The sequence below is a fragment of the Plantibacter sp. Leaf1 genome, assembly GCF_001421315.1.
Lineage (GTDB): Bacteria > Actinomycetota > Actinomycetes > Actinomycetales > Microbacteriaceae > Plantibacter.
In genome coordinates this window covers 2,309,102-2,324,741 of record NZ_LMJX01000002.1, presented here as the reverse complement: position 1 = coordinate 2,324,741, position 15,640 = coordinate 2,309,102, and the positions used below count along the sequence as shown (strand labels likewise).

The following is a 15,640-nucleotide window of genomic DNA, read 5'->3' as shown; positions in this document are numbered from 1 at the left end:
CTTGACCGCGATTCACGTGAAACCCGCCGCGGTCCGGCTCTTCAGCCGCTCGTACAACGAGTTGCGGCATCCTCTCGTGCTGCGGACGACCGCTCCTGGCTCCGTCGGCGGACGCTCGCGCGTGTGAACATGCCGGTGAAGCAGCTGATGCGCCACGGCAGGCTGTTGCGCGCATGCACTCACGGGTTGCTGGTTGCGGTCAATACACTCCGGTATCAGCATTCCCACCTCCCAGCTCACGCGATGCACCGCAGGGATTCGACCGCCCCCGAGCACCTGCCCGGCGCTTCGCAACGCGTGGCCTCCGCGGTGAGGGACGGCGTCAGCGGGCCGCGAGATGCACCGCTCCCGCAGCCCGCCCATGACGACGAATCGCGGCCGCGTGGTCAACCGAACCGGCCCTCGATGAGTGTCTAAGGTGACACATCGGGCCTCGTGGAGCTGGGAGAGCCCGCCCTCCGCCGGCCGCCGACAGCCGACATCGACCGGCGCTGTCGGTTGGAACCACGTACGTCACCAGCTCTCGCCGTGGCGAACTCCGATGCTGACATGGATCGCCTGCTCGCGACTCGCTCCCGGGGAGTGGTCTCGACCCGCCCACCGATTGATCCCGCGAGAACCAGAGCGCGATCACCCGAGGAGAACGTCGTCAGACGGGCACACACATTCGAGGAAGGGGCGACGTAGACCTACAGCCGCTCGCCGCGCGTGCGGACAGGAACACGAATCGTGATCACCGACGGTGAGGGTCGCGGTTGAGCTCCTCCGCCCCATCACCGTCGGATCATGACGTCCTCGCCAGGACAAGCGGCTGCTCGGTATCTGGCCAGAGCACATCGCACCAAACGGCCGCGGCTCGATCTGAAATCCTTTATATCAGCACCAACGGGTGCCGAATCGACGCAAAACAGGGTGTCATCAGTCGCCGAAACCGAGGAAATCGGTGCCTGATTCGACCGGACAATCGCTCCTGACGAACTCAGGCGCCCCAATCGGCACCCGCCGGCAGGTGGCGTTCGTCAGGAACGATTCTCCTGGGGAGCCCACATCGGCTCGATTGCGGCGCCGTAAGGTGTTGCCGGAGGATTCGTCCCCTTGGCAGACCAATTCAGCCGCGGACGGTGCCCAGGATCACTCGTGTCGGCTCGGCCAGTACACCCTCGCCGAGCGTGCGTACTTCGACGCCCGACACCTTGTACTTGCGCAGCTCCTTCGCCGACGCATCGACCTCGGCTTGTGCGCCGGCGCCCTTCATCAGCACGAGCTCGCCGCCGTCGCGAAGCAGAGGAGCGGTGAGCGGCAACAACTTGCGGAGCGCGCTGACCGCGCGAGCCGTCACCTGGTCGAGCTGCTGAGTGAGTCGGACCTCTTCAGCCCTCGCCCGCACGACCTCGACGTTGCGCAATCCGAGCGCCCCCACCTGATCGTTCAACCAGGCGACGCGACGCTCCATCGGCTCGATGAGGACGAAGTTGACATCAGGTCGTGCGATCGCCAGGACCAGTCCGGGAAGCCCGGCGCCTGTGCCGACATCGCCGACTCGTCCGGGACGAAGCAACGGTGCAACGATCACGCTGTTCAGAATGTGTCTCGTCCACAACCGGGGAAGCTCGAGCGGCCCGATGAGTCCGAGCGGCTCGCCGTGGGTCGCGAGGTTCGCCGCGAACGAGCGGCCGACCTCGATCTGGTCGCCGAACAGGAGCGCGGCCTCGGCAGGTTCTGGCTCGAGGCCGGCAGCGTCGTGTGCGTCAGTCATCGGAGTTTCACGTGAAACGCGAGCGTCAGCCGCGCGTGATGACGGTGTGGCGATCGCGTCCCTCGCCGTGCGATTCGGACACGAACCCACGAGCAGAGACGATGTCGTGCACCAGCTTGCGCTCGTAGCTCGACATCGGAGGAAGTGCCGCCTCGGTCGATCCCGCTTCGATCCGCTCGACAGCCCGCTCGACGAGAGCACCGAGCTCCTGCTGACGTGCCTCGCGGGACCCACCGATGTCGAGGATGAGGCGTGAGAACCCACCCGTGCGGTTCTGCACAGCGAGACGCGTCAGCTCCTGCAACGCGTTCACGGTGTCGGGGCGGGAGAGCAGACGGAGGTTGCTCTCGGTGGGGGAGTCGATCGACACGTAGGCGCGACCGTTCCGGGCATCGATGTCGATGTCACCGTCGATGTCGCAGATGTCGAGGAACTCCTCGATGTAGTCCGCCGCAACGTCGCCCTCTTCTTCGAGCTGGCTGATCGTGGGGGCGTCTTCGTCCTGGGCTACGGCCAGTTCCTGGTCAGTCACCGATACTCCTACTTGTCTCGTCCGTCGGACTGCTGCTTCTTGGCGCGTGCCTTGCCCATGGGCTGCTGACGCTGCGCCGGGACCTTCTTCTCCGGCACGGGGGCCTCGGAGATCGAGATGACGTCACCGTTCGGCGTCATCAGCTTGCCCTTGCGGGCGAGGCGTTCCTCGCGAGCCTTCGCCGCGTCGGATCCGGGCGTCGGCATGTTCCGGATGACGAGGAACTGCTGCACCATCGTCCAGGCGTTCGAGGTCAGCCAGTAGAACATGACGCCGAGCGGGAACGCGAAACCGGAGAAGAGGAAGACGAACGGGAGGATGTAGAGGAGGATGCGCTGCTGCTTGAACTGCGGGCTGGCCTTCGTCTCGGCGGACATGTTCTTCGAGACGATCTGCAGCTGGGTGATGAACTGCGAGGCGCACATCAGGATGACCATGACCGCGGCGATGATGACGACGGCCCAGTTGACCGGGTTGCCCGCCAGGGCGGCCTGCATGCTGGTGTGCAGGGGGGCGATGCCGAAGAGGTTCGCGTCGCCGAACTGCACGGCGAGCGTCTCGTTCAGTGGACCGACGCCGGCCTTGCTCTTCTGGGCGTCGTTCAGCACCGAGAACAGCGCGAAGAAGATCGGCATCTGGACCAGGAGGGGCAGACATCCGCTCACGGGGGAGGTGCCGTGCTTCTTGTAGAGCTCCATGGTCTCGCGGGACATGGCCTCACGGCTGGCCTGGTCGCGCTTGCCCTTGTACTTCTCCTGCACCTTCTTCATCTGCGGTGCGATCTCGAGCATCTTGCGCTGGCTCTTGATCTGCTTGATGAACAGGGGGATGAGCGCCGCACGGACGACGAGGACGAGGCCGACGATCGAGAGGACCCAGGTCAGGCCGGCCGCCGGGTCGAGTCCGATGGCCGTCCACAGCAGGTGCCAACCCACGAGAAGCAGCTCGACCGCCCACTTGAGCGGCCAGAGAATTGTGCCGATGATGTCCATAGGTGCGGGTCAGCCCTTTCCGTGGCTCGGTTGCACTACAAATCCGTGAGGCGTGACGCTGTAGCGGAAGTTCTTCTTGGGAGGGACCTCGTCGAAGCGCGGTGCCGCCCACGGGTGGCAGCGCGCGATCCGCGCTGCGGCCAGACCTGCGCCGACGACGACGCCGTGCTGTTGCACCGCTCCCAGAGCGTACGCGGAGCAGCTGGGGTAATACCGGCAGACGTCGCCGTAGAGCGGCGACACGGTGGCTCGATACCCGCGAAGCGCCAGCACCGCGGCATTGCGGGGCGCGAGACAGGCAGCAGCGAGAACACCGTTCATCAGCGTGCATCCGTCGGGAGCGGGGTGACGCCTCGCTTGGCGAACGCGCGGTCGAGCTCGTCGTGGAGCGCGGCGAAGGGCGCGGTCGCGGCCGACGGCAGTGCGCGGATGACGACGTCGCTCCCGCGGGCAGCGGAATCGACGCTGTCGTGGCAGATGGCCTTGAGGCGCCGTCTGACGAGATTGCGTGTCACTGCGTTTCCGACCGTTTTCGCAACGATGAACCCGAAGCGCGGCTGTCCGCCCTTCGGGTTCATGCGTACGTAGGTGACCGTGTGCTCGCCGACGAACCGGGATCCGCGACGGACTACCCCTCGGTAGTCGTCACCGGAGGTGATCCGGCTCGCACGCTCGAGCACGACGGCTCTACGCGGAGAGTTCGGTGCGGCCCTTGGCGCGACGAGCCGACAGGATGCCACGGCCGGCACGCGTGCGCATGCGCAGACGGAAGCCGTGCTTCTTGGCGCGACGGCGGTTGTTCGGCTGGAAGGTTCTCTTGCTCATAATTACGATCTCCGGATCATGACCAACCACTGCACAGGTGGCAGCAGGGTACGGAAGGGTGCCCGTGGGCAGAAGTCAACTGATTCAAACTACGGGGTCGACGGTCGAAGGTCAAACCAGGTGCGGCCAAACGACTGATTATCCACAGGATTCCCAGAAATTGTAGCAGTGACACGCAGGCCCGCCGTACAGTGATTTGGGCCTGGGGCGACGTGTTGTTAGCGTGAGTCCCCGGGTTATGCACAGCGTGTGGATAGCACCGTGTTCAGCCCCGCATACTCAGGGGAGAGCCTGTGGATGAACCTGTGAGTATGTGTGGGGAGAACTATGTCGGACGCCGACGATGCGATCGCTGAGACCTGGCAGTCGGTGCTCGGGATCCTCTCCGTCGACGACCGCATCACCCCGCCGCTGCGAGGATTCCTGAACCTCATCGTGCCCAAGGGCATCATGGGCGGCACCTTCTACCTCGAGGTCCCGAACGAGTTCACGATGGGGATGCTGAACCAGCGCATGCGCGCGCCTATCCTCGCCGCACTCGGTTCCATCGTCGACGGCGGCCCGGTCAGCAACTACGCGATCGTCGTCAACCCCGACATCGTCGAGGAGCGCTACGAGCAGGCCGGCTTCCAGCACATCGATCCGGCGCCACTGGAGTCGCCGCAGCCTCAGCTGACCCCGACACCGACCCTGCCCGCGCGGGAGAACGACACCCGGCTCAACCCGAAGTACAGCTTCGACAACTTCGTCATCGGTCAGTCCAACCGGTTCGCGCACGCGGCCGCCGTCGCGGTGGCCGAGGCACCGGCGAAGGCCTACAACCCGCTCTTCGTCTACGGCGACTCCGGCCTCGGCAAGACGCACCTCCTCCACGCCATCGGCCATTACGCGATGAACCTGTACGCCGGCATCCGAGTGCGGTACGTCTCGAGCGAGGAGTTCACGAACGACTTCATCAACTCGATCGCGAACAACCGCGGATCCTTCTTCCAGTCGCGGTATCGGGACATCGACATCCTCCTGATCGACGACATCCAGTTCCTCCAGGGCAAGGCGGAGACGCAGGAGGCGTTCTTCCACACCTTCAACACCCTGCACGACCACAACAAGCAGGTCGTCATCACGAGCGACCTGCCGCCCAAGGCGCTGACCGGATTCGAGGAGCGCATGCGGTCGCGCTTCGAGTGGGGTCTCATCACCGACGTCCAGGCGCCCGACCTCGAGACGCGTATCGCCATCCTGCGCAAGAAGGCGCAGAACGAGAAGCTGCACATCCCGGACGAGGTGCTCGAGTTCATCGCGACGAAGGTGTCGAGCAACATCCGCGAGCTCGAGGGCACCCTGATCCGTGTGGTCGCCTTCGCGAGCCTGAACCGGACGGCGGTCGACATGACGCTGGCCCAGACGGTCCTGAAGGACGTCATCAGCCTCGACGACGACAACGTCATCTCGCCGATCGACATCATCAACACGACCGCGGACTACTTCAAGCTCTCGGTCGACGACCTGTACGGCTCGAGTCGTTCGCAGGCCGTCGCGACGGCACGCCAGATCGCGATGTACCTGTGCCGCGAGCTGACCAACCTGTCCCTGCCCAAGATCGGCCAGCTGTTCGGCAACCGCGACCACACGACGGTCATGTACGCCAACCGGAAGATCACGGACCTCATGCAGGAGAAGCGCTCGATCTACAACCAGGTCACCGAGCTCACGAGCCGCATCAAGCAGAACCTCCGCTACGGGTCCTGAATCCCGCATCCGTCCTGACGCGTCCTGATGAACGTTTCCGGCCTCTCGACACCCATGACGGGCTCGAGGGGCAGTTTTCGTTCACCAGGCGTCGACGAGCACAACTCTGGAGCTCGGATCGACATCGAATCTGTCCACATTCCGCCGTCCCAGCCCTGTGGATAACCTGTGGAGAGATGTGGAAGCATCGGACCGCCTTGTGAGTGAACAGCATTCACCGGCGCTCGAGTCCCACACACCCGGGGAGCTCTCTCCACAGGCCGCCACCAAGTTACACACATGTAGTTCCCTGTGTTCGAGCGGGTTCGGGCGACTTATCCACAGTTTCCACACCGGTTAAGACTGTTAACCGTTAATTCAATGATCTCTCCGCCAAACAACCTTTCCCCAGGCTCGCTTCTCCACAGCCACGACGCCACTCGACGCCGGAGGCCGACCCACTAGCATTGGTGACGTCATCGAGAACCAGAGACAGGGGACTTGTCGTGCGATTCAGCGTCAACCGGGATGTATTCAGCGAAGCCGTCTCGTTCGCAGTGAAGCTGCTCCCGCAGCGCCCGACGCTGCCGATCCTCAACGGCATCCTCATCGAAGCCGGCGACGACGGTCTCATCCTGTCCTCGTTCGACTACGAGGTCTCCAGCCAGACCGGCATCGCAGCTGAAGTCGAGGAGTCCGGTACCGCGCTCGTCAACGGCCGTCTGCTCTCCGAGATCGCCAGCCGACTCCCCAACGCGCCGGTCCGGTTCAGCAAGGTCGAGAACCGCATCGAGGTCACCTGCGGTTCCGCACGGTTCACGCTCGGTTCGATGCCCGTCGAGGAGTACCCGACGATCCCTCAGGTCGACGCGGAGTTCGGGCTCGTCCCCGCCGACGAGTTCGCGACCGCAGTCAGCCAGGTCGCCGTCGCGGCGAGCCGCGACGACGTCACGCCGGTCATCACCGGCGTGCAGCTGGAGGTCTCGAAGACGAGCCTCAGCCTCGTCGCCACCGACCGGTACCGGGTCGCGGTCCGAGAGATCGACTGGGACTCCGGTCAGGGCGACGGATCCAGCGAGACGGTCACGGCGCTCGTGCCCGCCCGCACCCTGCAGGAGGTCGGCAAGACCTTCGGGCACAGCGGCAACATCAACGTCGCGATCACGAATCGCGACGACCGCGAGCTCATCGCGTTCCGGGCCGACCGCAAGACGGTTACCTCGCTCCTGATCAAGGGCAACTTCCCGCCGGTCAAGCGACTCTTCCCCGAGACGACGGACAACTACGCGATCATCAACACCGCGGAACTCATCGAGGCGACCCGACGCATGTCGCTGGTCCTCGAGCGCGAAGCGGCCCTCCGCTTCACCTTCACCATCGACGGGCTCACGCTCGAGGCCGTCGGATCCGAGCAGGCGCAGGCATCGGAAGGCATCGACGCCCTCCTCACCGGCGACGACATCGTGCTCTCCCTGAAGCCGCAGTTCCTGATCGACGGTCTGACCGCGGTCCGGAGCGAGTACGTGCGCTTCTCGTTCACCAAGACGGAGAACACGAACAAGCCGGGACCCATGCTCATCACGAGCCAATCCTCCAAGGATCAGCCGGGTGCCGACAGCTACAAGTACCTGCTGCAGCCGAACCTGCTGCTGCGCTGACACGCAAAGGATTTACCATGCACATCGGTCTCGTCGGTCTCGGCAAGATGGGCAACAACATGCGCACGCGTCTGCGTGCGAACGGCATCGAGGTCACCGGTTTCGACCGGAACCCGGATGTCACGGACGTCGCGACCATCAGCGACCTCGTCGCTGCACTCCCGGCACCTCGCACGGTCTGGGTGATGGTTCCCGCGGGAGCGATCACCGACTCGGTCGTCGAGGAACTCAACGGTCTGCTGGAAGCCGGCGACCTCGTCATCGACGGCGGCAACAGCCGGTTCACCGATGACTTCAAGCACGCCGAGCTGCTCTCCGCCAAGGGCATCGACTACATCGATGCAGGCGTCTCGGGCGGTGTCTGGGGTGTCGACAACGGATACGGCCTCATGGTCGGCGGCTCCAAGGAGCAGGTCGAGCGGGTCATGCCGGTCTTCGACGCGCTTCGCCCTGAGGGCCCGCGCGACGAGGGCTTCGTCCACGTCGGCGAGGTCGGCGCAGGCCACTACGCCAAGATGGTCCACAACGGCATCGAGTACGCCCTCATGCAGGCGTACGCCGAGGGGTTCGAACTCCTCGACAAGCGCGAGGACATCATCAAGGACGTCCCGGGCACCTTCAAGGCCTGGCAGCGCGGCACCGTCGTGCGGTCCTGGCTGCTCGAGCTCCTCGTCCGCGCCCTCGAGGAGGACCCGGACTTCGAGCAGATCGAAGGGTACGTCGAGGACTCCGGTGAGGGTCGCTGGACGATCGAGGAAGCCATCGCCAACGCGGTGCCCGTCCCGACGATCTCCGCGTCGATCTTCGCGCGGTTCGTCTCGCGCCAGGAGGACTCGCCGGCGATGAAGGCCGTCGCGGCACTCCGCAACCAGTTCGGCGGACACGCGGTCAAGAAGGCCGACGACTGATTCACGTCGCCTCCTGGCGAACGAAACGACCCTCCCACAGCTGCGTGCTCGCCGGGAGGGTCGTTTTCGTTCACCGTGCGCCTTCAGTCGGCGGTGCCGCCGGTGTCGTCGAGCGCGCAGGAGGCCGGCGTCGGGGCGAGACGGTAGGGTGACGTGGTGATCGTGCGGCACTTGAATCTCACCGACTACCGCAACTACGCGGTGGTCGATGTGGCGCTCGAACCCGGTCCCAATCTGTTCGTCGGGCGGAACGGTCAGGGCAAGACCAACCTCGTCGAGGCGATCGGCTACCTGAGCAGTCTCGGTTCGCACCGGGTCTCCTCCGAGCAGGCGCTCATCAGACACGGTGCTGATGCGGCGATCATCAGGGCTCGAATCGTGCACGACGGTCGCGAGCTCCTCGCGGAGGTGCAGCTCAACCGCGGTTCGGCGAACCGGGCCCAGGTCAACCGCTCGCAGATCAAGCCACGCGAGCTGCCGCGCTACGTCTCGACGGTCCTGTTCGCCCCGGAAGACCTGCTGATCGTCCGCGGCGACCCGTCCGCGCGACGGCGGTTCATCGACCAGTTGCTCGTCCAGCGCATCCCGCGGCTCGCCGGCGTCATGGCCGACTACGACCGGTCGCTGAAACAGCGCAACTCGCTCCTGAAATCGGCGCGCGCACGGGGCCTGAAATCCGGTCCGTTGGCGACGCTCGACCTGTGGGACGACCGACTCGTGCAGTACGGCACCGAGATCATCGCGGAACGGTTGCAGCTCATCGCCATGCTCGGCGGCCCGCTCCGAGCTGCGTATCGAGCCGTCGCCGGCGACGATCACCGGCCCGTCCTGTTGCCGGTCCTCAGCATCTCCGGGACGGACGCCGAAGACGAGTCCGCCGTGGCGGATCCGACGGAGACCCCGGAACCGGGTGCGCCGGTCGATTCGGCGCTCATCGCGGAACGGTTCCGAGCGGCCTTGACGAGCCGTCGTTCCGCCGAGCTCGAGCGCGGCCTGACACTCGTCGGGCCCCACCGCGACGACGTCTTCTTCGGTCTCAACGGGCTGCCGGTGAAGGGCTATGCCAGTCACGGCGAGTCCTGGTCGTTCGCGCTCGCGGCGAAACTGGCCTCCGCGGAGCTGCTCCGAGCGGACTCCTCCCTCGGCGATCCGGTGCTGATCCTCGACGACGTCTTCGCGGAACTCGATTCGCGTCGTCGCGAACGGTTGGCGGCGGCCGTGGCCGAGTACGACCAGGTGATCATCACGGCGGCGGTCTTCGACGACGTCCCGGAACGGTTCACCGCCCACGTGGTGCGCATCGAGGCCGGTCGGATCGTCGACGACACCGAGGATGCGGCGTCACCGGCCGTCGGGTCACCGGTTCCGGAGTCGACCCATGACTGAGCCGAGACGACTCGGTCGCGACGCCGATCCGGCCGGAGACCTGTCCGCGGCGGTCTACCTCCGGTTCAAGGAGATCTTCGGCGGTGAGCGGGTGTCGCGCGACCGCAAACGGCGAGAACGCTCGGCGGCCAGCCCGCAGGACTCCGTCCCCTACGGCGTCGGACGCGACCCGAAAGGGCTCGGCTCGGTCATCGATTCGCTGACCGCCGGCCTCGGCTGGAACTCCCCACTCGCACAACACGACCTCCTCGGCAACTGGGCGGAGCTGTGCGGCGAGGACACCGCCAGGTACTCCGAACCGGTGTCGATCTCCGACGGCGTGCTGCTCGTGCAGTGCCAGTCGACGGCCTGGGCGACGCAGTTGCGCCACATGCGTCACGAGATACTCGTCCGCATCGCCGAACGGTACCCGGAGGCAGGGGTCGACACGATCCGTTTTCAGGGCCCCGGAGCACCCTCCTGGAAAAGAGGCCCCAGGTCGATTCCAGGGCGTGGTCCACGCGATACTTACGGCTAGGGAGGCAAATACGCCCTCCAGGCTCGGAAACCTGTCTCAAACGGGCGTTTTCTCGCGGCCTGACGAGCTCTGTTTGGTAGGATGGAACGGTCGAATCTCGACGGTTTGGAGCTCTCTTTTCAATGACATCAGAACCGAATACGCACGCCGACGAGTCTGACTACGGCGCAAGTGCCATCCAGGTTCTCGAAGGTCTCGAAGCCGTCCGGAAACGGCCCGGTATGTACATCGGGTCCACCGGTCCACGTGGTCTGCACCACCTGGTCTACGAGATCGTCGACAACTCCGTGGACGAAGCCCTCGCCGGCTACTGCGACACGATCCTCGTGACCATCCTCGAAGACGGTGGCGTCCGCGTCGTCGACAACGGTCGAGGCATCCCGGTGGACATCCACCCGGTCGAGAAGAAGTCCACGGTCGAGGTCGTCCTCACGATCCTCCACGCCGGCGGCAAGTTCGGCGGCAGCGGCTACGCGGTCTCCGGTGGTCTGCACGGTGTCGGTTCGTCCGTCGTGAACGCACTGTCCACCCGCCTCTCGGTCGAGGTCCGCCGACAGGGGTCGGTCTGGCGCCAGAGCTTCCAGCACGGTGTGCCGGACGCGCCGCTCGAGCAGGGTGAGCCCTCCTCGGAGACCGGCACCACGATCACCTTCTGGCCGAGCCCGGACACGTTCGAGACCACCGAGTTCGACTACGAGACGCTCCGCACGCGTTTCCAGCAGATGGCCTTCCTCAACAAGGGTCTCCGCATCGAACTCGCCGACGAGCGACCCTTGCGCGACGCGATCGAGGCCGAGGACGCCGACGACAACTCGGCTGCGCACTCACAGCGGAAGGACGTCTTCTTCTACGAGCGCGGTCTCGAGGACTACGTCGAGTACCTGAACAAGGCGAAGCGTGCCGAGCTCGTCCACGACGAGATCATCTCCTTCGAGTCGGAGAACACCGAGCGCAAGATTGCGCTCGAGGTCGCGATGCAGTGGACCACGGCGTACAACGAGAGCGTCCACACCTACGCGAACACGATCAACACGCACGAGGGTGGGACGCACGAGGAGGGCTTCCGCGCAGCGCTCACCACGCTCGTGAACCGCTACGCCCGCGAGAAGGGCATCCTCAAGGAGAAGGACGACAACCTCTCCGGCGACGACGTCCGCGAGGGTCTCACCGCGGTCATCTCCGTCAAGCTGTCCGAGCCGCAGTTCGAGGGCCAGACGAAGACGAAGCTCGGTAACACCGAGGCGAAGGCCTTCGTACAGAAGGTCGTGAGCGAGCAGCTCAACGACTGGTTCGACCGCAACCCGAACCAGGCCAAGGAGATCATCCGGAAGGCGCTCCAGGCGGCGACCGCCCGGCTCGCGGCTCGCAAGGCCCGGGAGACGGCCCGACGCAAGGGACTCCTCGAGGGCGGCGGCATGCCCGGCAAGCTCAAGGACTGCCAGTCGAAGGACCCCTCGCTCTCCGAGATCTTCATCGTCGAGGGTGACTCCGCAGGCGGCTCCGCTGTCCAGGGTCGCAACCCCGAGACGCAGGCGATCCTCCCGCTCCGCGGCAAGATCCTGAACGTCGAGAAGGCGCGCCTCGACCGCGCACTCGCGAACAACGAGGTCCAGGCGATGATCACGGCGTTCGGCGCCGGCATCGGCGAGGACTTCAACCCCGACAAGGTGCGGTACCACAAGATCGTGCTCATGGCCGATGCCGACGTCGACGGCCAGCACATCACCACCCTGCTGCTGACCCTGCTGTTCCGGTACATGCGACCGCTGGTCGACCTCGGGTACGTGTACCTCGCGCAGCCGCCGCTCTACCGTCTGAAGTGGTCGAACGCCGATCACCAGTACGTGTACAGCGACCGCGAACGCGACGCCCTCCTCACCGACGGGGTCGCCTCCGGCAAGCGCATCCCGAAGGAGAACGGGATCCAGCGCTACAAGGGTCTCGGCGAGATGAACTACAAGGAGCTGTGGGAGACCACGATGGACCCGCAGACGCGGACGCTCCTCCAGGTCACGCTCGACGACGCCGCGGCTGCCGATGAGATCTTCTCCACCCTCATGGGTGAGGACGTCGAGTCCCGCCGTACCTTCATCCAGAAGAACGCGAAAGACGTCCGCTTCCTCGACATCTAGACCCTTCGACAGGCTCAGGGACCGCCCTCCGGCGGGCTCAGGGACCGGGACCAGAACCCTGTCACCGCGCAACGACACTGATCAACACTCGAACCGCTCGAGGATCGAGAGAACGTAGAGAACATGGCAGACGAAACCAACGACGAGGTAGTGGTCCCCGACGAGGACCACGGCGTACACGGCCGCATCGACCAGGTCGACCTCCAGCTCGAGATGCAGCGCAGCTACCTCGACTACGCGATGAGTGTCATCGTCGGCCGTGCGCTTCCGGACGTCCGCGACGGCCTGAAGCCCGTCCACCGCCGGGTCATCTACGCGATGTACGACGGCGGATACCGTCCCGACCGCTCCTTCTCCAAGTGCGCGCGCGTGGTCGGCGACGTCATGGGCCAGTTCCACCCCCACGGCGACACCGCGATCTACGACGCCCTGGTGCGTCTCGTCCAGCCGTGGAGCCTCCGCTACCCGCTCGCGCTCGGCCAGGGCAACTTCGGTTCGCCCGGTAACGACGGCGCTGCGGCCCCTCGGTACACCGAGACGAAGATGGCGCCGCTCGCGATGGAGATGGTGCGCGACATCGACGAGGAGACCGTCGACTTCCAGCCGAACTACGACGGCGAATCGCAGGAGCCGGTCGTCCTGCCGGCGCGGTTCCCGAACCTGCTCGTCAACGGTTCCGTCGGTATCGCGGTCGGCATGGCCACCAACATCCCGCCGCACAACCTGCGCGAGGTCGCCGACGGCGCCCTGTGGCACCTGTCGAACCCCGACGCCAGCCGTGAGGAGCTCCTCGAGGCGCTCATGCAGCGCATCAAGGGACCGGACTTCCCCACCGGTGCCCAGATCCTCGGCATCAAGGGCATCCAGGACGCGTATCGGACGGGCCGCGGCTCCATCACGATGCGCGCCGTCGTGAACGTCGAGGAGATCCAGGGTCGTACCTGCCTGGTCGTCACCGAGCTGCCGTACCAGGTGAACCCCGACAACCTGGCGCTGAAGATCGCCGACCTCGTCAAGGAGGGTCGCCTCGGCGGTGTCGCCGACATCCGTGACGAGACCTCCGGCCGCACCGGCCAGCGGCTCGTGATCGTGCTCAAGCGCGACGCGGTCGCGAAGGTCGTCCTCAACAACCTCTACAAGCACACGCCGCTGCAGGACAACTTCGGTGCGAACATGCTCGCGATCGTCGACGGCATCCCGCGCACCCTGCCGCTCGACGGCTTCATCACCAACTGGGTCACCCACCAGGTCGAGGTCATCGTCCGTCGAACGGTGTTCCGCCTGCGGAAGAAGGAGGAGCGCGCGCACATCCTCCGTGGATACCTCAAGGCGCTCGACGCCTTGGACGAGGTCATCGCCCTCATCCGTCGTTCGCCGTCGGCCGACGAGGCGCGGACCGGCCTGATGGATCTCCTCGAGATCGACGAGCTCCAGGCCAGCGCCATCCTCGACATGCAGCTGCGTCGTCTCGCAGCGCTGGAACGTCAGAAGATCATCGACGAGGCCGCCGAGATCGAGGCGCAGATCGCTGACCTCAAGGACATCCTCGCGAAGCCCGAGCGCCAGCGGCAGATCGTCAGCGAGGAGCTCACCGCGATCGTCGACCGGTACGGTGACGACCGCCGCACCGAGATCATGTTCGGCTTCGACGGCGACATGAACATGGAAGACCTCATCCCCGAGGAGGAGATGGTCATCACCGTCACCCGCGGCGGATACATCAAGCGGACGCGGAGCGACAACTACCGTCAGCAGCACCGCGGCGGCAAGGGCGTGAAGGGTGCCCAGCTGCGCGCGGACGACGTGGTCGACCATTTCTTCGTCACGACGACGCACCACTGGCTCCTCTTCTTCACCACCAAGGGTCGTGTGTACCGGGCCAAGGCGTACGAGCTGCAGGAGGCCGGCCGCGACGCGAAGGGCCAGCACGTCGCGAACCTGCTCGCCATGCAGCCGGACGAGGAGATCGCGGAGATCCTCGACATCCGCGACTACGAGGCTGCCACCTACCTCGTCCTCGCGACGCACGACGGTCTCGTCAAGAAGACGGCCCTGTCGGAGTACGACACGAACCGCTCCGGCGGCATCATCGCGATCAACCTGCGCGAGGGCGACGAGCTCACCTCCGCCCTCCTCGTGGAGAACGACAGCGACATCCTGCTCGTCTCCCGCAAGGGCATGTCGATCCGCTTCACGGCGAGCGACGAGACGCTGCGGCCGATGGGACGCGCCACCAGCGGCGTCATCGGGATGCACTTCCGCGACGAGGACAAGCTGCTGTCCGCCTCGGTCCTGCCGTCGCTCGAGGGTGAGGAACGGGAGGCGTTCGTCTTCGTCGTCACCGAAGGCGGGTTCGCCAAGCGGACCAACATCGACCAGTACCGCGGTCAGAACCGCGGTGGTCTGGGCATCAAGGTGGCCAAGCTGAACGACGATCGAGGCACGCTCGCCGGCGCCCTGATCGTGGATGAGGGCGACGAGGTCCTTGTGGTTCTTGCCAGTGGCAAGGTGGTAAGGTCTGCCGTGGCCGAAGTTCCAGCGAAGGGGCGCGACACGATGGGCGTCGTCTTCGCACGTTTCGCGGAGAGCGACCGAATCATCGCGCTGGCCAAGAACAGTGACCGAAACCTTGAGACCCAGGATGTTCCGGAGACGGTTGCAGACGCAGCGGCTCTGGAGGGTGCAGAACCCGAAGCATCCGTGCCGGACGAGACTCCGGCGATGAAGGAAGAAGTAGATGAGCAGTAGCGTCGCAGAGAAGTTGGCCAAGAAGTCGACCAAACGCACCAGCACCAAGCAGGTGCGCCTCAAGCTGGTGTACATCGACTTCTGGTCGGCGGTGAAGCTGTCGTTCCTGGCGGCGATCGCGGTCGCCGTGGTCATCGTGGTCTTCTTCTTCCTGGTGTACACCGTGCTCAACACCACGGGTGTCTTCACGAAGGTGGGCGGGCTCTTCACGGACATCGCCGGCCCCGGGAACAACATCCTCCAGTACGTCAACCTGCCGCAGGTCATGGCCTTCGCCGGCATCGTGGCGCTGCTCAACCTGATCGTCATCACGCTGATGGGTGCTCTGCTCGCCGGGCTCTACAACCTCAGCGTGAAGATCACGGGTGGTCTCCTCGTCGGGTTCACCAACAACTGACCTTGCTCCGGTCCCAGCGCGGCTCGATTATGCGTTGCGCTGGGAATCGGGTAGTCTCATC

14 protein-coding genes are annotated in these 15,640 nt (G+C 65.3%); 8 read left to right on the top strand and 6 right to left on the bottom strand.

The genetic code is table 11. The annotated features are described in order from the left end of the window. Positions 1-1,108 precede the first annotated feature (1,108 nt). The 6 genes from rsmG to rpmH are packed head-to-tail and all read right to left on the bottom strand — an operon-like array spanning position 1,109 to position 4,105. On the bottom strand, positions 1,109-1,756 hold the full coding sequence (gene rsmG, locus ASE44_RS13205; protein ID WP_056780516.1) for a 16S rRNA (guanine(527)-N(7))-methyltransferase RsmG: 648 nt from the start codon (positions 1,754-1,756) through the stop codon (positions 1,109-1,111). A gap of 25 nt (positions 1,757-1,781) precedes the next feature. Continuing rightward, positions 1,782-2,288 (bottom strand): R3H domain-containing nucleic acid-binding protein, encoded by a 507-nt coding sequence (locus tag ASE44_RS13200; RefSeq protein WP_056010222.1) that lies wholly within the window; start codon positions 2,286-2,288, stop codon positions 1,782-1,784. Between the two features lie 8 nt (positions 2,289-2,296). Beyond that, on the bottom strand, positions 2,297-3,280 hold the full coding sequence (gene yidC / locus ASE44_RS13195) for a membrane protein insertase YidC (protein WP_056010221.1): 984 nt from the start codon (positions 3,278-3,280) through the stop codon (positions 2,297-2,299). Between the two features lie 9 nt (positions 3,281-3,289). Then, complete coding sequence (gene yidD / locus ASE44_RS18240) at positions 3,290-3,601, bottom strand: membrane protein insertion efficiency factor YidD (protein WP_082456005.1); 312 nt, start codon at positions 3,599-3,601, stop codon at positions 3,290-3,292. After that, on the bottom strand, positions 3,601-3,960 hold the full coding sequence (gene rnpA / locus ASE44_RS13190) for a ribonuclease P protein component (RefSeq protein WP_056780513.1): 360 nt from the start codon (positions 3,958-3,960) through the stop codon (positions 3,601-3,603). The genes yidD and rnpA overlap by 1 nt, the downstream gene beginning before the upstream one ends. Positions 3,961-3,967: 7 nt before the next feature. Beyond that, positions 3,968-4,105, bottom strand: a complete 138-nt coding sequence (rpmH, locus tag ASE44_RS13185) for a 50S ribosomal protein L34 (RefSeq protein WP_056010217.1) — start codon at positions 4,103-4,105, stop codon at positions 3,968-3,970. A 327-nt stretch (positions 4,106-4,432) separates the two neighbouring features. On the opposite strand from rpmH, the gene dnaA reads away from it, so the two are divergent. From dnaA to ASE44_RS13145, 8 genes are all read left to right on the top strand, one after another. Further along, entirely contained in the window at positions 4,433-5,854 is a 1,422-nt protein-coding gene (gene dnaA / locus ASE44_RS13180; protein WP_056010215.1) for a chromosomal replication initiator protein DnaA, read from the top strand. A 485-nt stretch (positions 5,855-6,339) separates the two neighbouring features. After that, a complete protein-coding gene (dnaN, locus tag ASE44_RS13175; protein ID WP_056010213.1) occupies positions 6,340-7,491 on the top strand; it encodes a DNA polymerase III subunit beta in 1,152 nt (383 codons plus the stop codon). Between the two features lie 17 nt (positions 7,492-7,508). After that, positions 7,509-8,399 (top strand): phosphogluconate dehydrogenase (NAD(+)-dependent, decarboxylating), encoded by an 891-nt coding sequence (gene gnd, locus ASE44_RS13170; protein ID WP_056010210.1) that lies wholly within the window; start codon positions 7,509-7,511, stop codon positions 8,397-8,399. A gap of 156 nt (positions 8,400-8,555) precedes the next feature. Then, positions 8,556-9,785, top strand: a complete 1,230-nt coding sequence (recF, locus tag ASE44_RS13165) for a DNA replication/repair protein RecF (RefSeq protein ID WP_056781209.1) — start codon at positions 8,556-8,558, stop codon at positions 9,783-9,785. Then, entirely contained in the window at positions 9,778-10,302 is a 525-nt protein-coding gene (locus ASE44_RS13160; RefSeq protein WP_056010208.1) for a DUF721 domain-containing protein, read from the top strand. The genes recF and ASE44_RS13160 overlap by 8 nt, the downstream gene beginning before the upstream one ends. A gap of 122 nt (positions 10,303-10,424) precedes the next feature. Beyond that, entirely contained in the window at positions 10,425-12,434 is a 2,010-nt protein-coding gene (gyrB, locus tag ASE44_RS13155) for a DNA topoisomerase (ATP-hydrolyzing) subunit B (protein WP_056010206.1), read from the top strand. Between the two features lie 123 nt (positions 12,435-12,557). Further along, positions 12,558-15,182 carry a DNA gyrase subunit A gene (gene gyrA, locus ASE44_RS13150; RefSeq protein WP_056010204.1) on the top strand — a complete coding sequence of 875 codons (2,625 nt, stop codon included), beginning with the start codon at positions 12,558-12,560 and terminating at the stop codon, positions 15,180-15,182. Further along, positions 15,172-15,579, top strand: coding sequence for a DUF3566 domain-containing protein (locus ASE44_RS13145; protein WP_056010202.1), 408 nt, complete (start codon positions 15,172-15,174; stop codon positions 15,577-15,579). The genes gyrA and ASE44_RS13145 overlap by 11 nt, the downstream gene beginning before the upstream one ends. The last annotated feature ends 61 nt before the right edge of the window (positions 15,580-15,640 follow it).